Annotated in this window: 1 protein-coding gene; it reads left to right on the top strand. The window is 74.2% G+C overall.

What is annotated here, in order from left to right; all coding sequences use genetic code 11:
* Positions 1-613, top strand: a 613-nt coding sequence (locus LXM94_RS25985) for a Ppx/GppA phosphatase family protein (protein WP_408015707.1), incomplete at both ends; no start/stop codon positions are given.

Here is a 613-nt window from a genome sequence, read left to right as displayed (position 1 = left end):
CCCGCCGCAAGAAGCGTCGACGCCACGGCAAGGGTGACGGCGAGGGCCGGATACGGCCGCTGAGCCCGGTCGGCCAGCGCGAATCGGAAAAATATGCGGAAGCCGCGCCGTCGGGCAGCCGCCGCAAGGGTCGCAACCGGCGGCGCTTCAAGGCGCGTGCCGGGGACGGCGCGGCCGCGCAGCCGCCGGGAACCGAACGTGACTCGGCCCGTCCGGCCGAGACCGGCTCTGTGGTCCAGCACCAGCCGCGCCCCCAGGACCGGACACGGGACGAGGCGCGCGGCGCCGATCCGCGATCCGGGGCTGCGGCCGAGCGCCGTCCCGCCCACGGCGCACATGCGCGCGATGCCGATGCGTGGGGCGGCAACCAGCCCTATTATGCGGCGCTCGATCTCGGCACGAACAATTGCCGCCTTCTCGTCGCCCAGCCCACCCGGCCGGGCCAGTTCCGCGTCGTCGACGCCTTCTCGCGCATCGTGCGGCTCGGCGAGGGGCTCGGCGCGAGCGGCCGGCTGTCGGACGAGGCGATGGAGCGCTCCGTCGAAGCGCTCAGGATCTGCGCCGCGAAGCTCAGGAGCCGCAACATCCGCCGCAGCCGGCTGATCGCGACGGA

Source organism: Rhizobium alarense, from assembly GCF_021555155.1.
Taxonomy (GTDB): Bacteria; Pseudomonadota; Alphaproteobacteria; order Rhizobiales; family Rhizobiaceae; genus Rhizobium_D; species Rhizobium_D alarense.
Note: the sequence above shows the minus strand (reverse complement) of the source record. Positions and strands in the feature narration are given on the sequence as shown.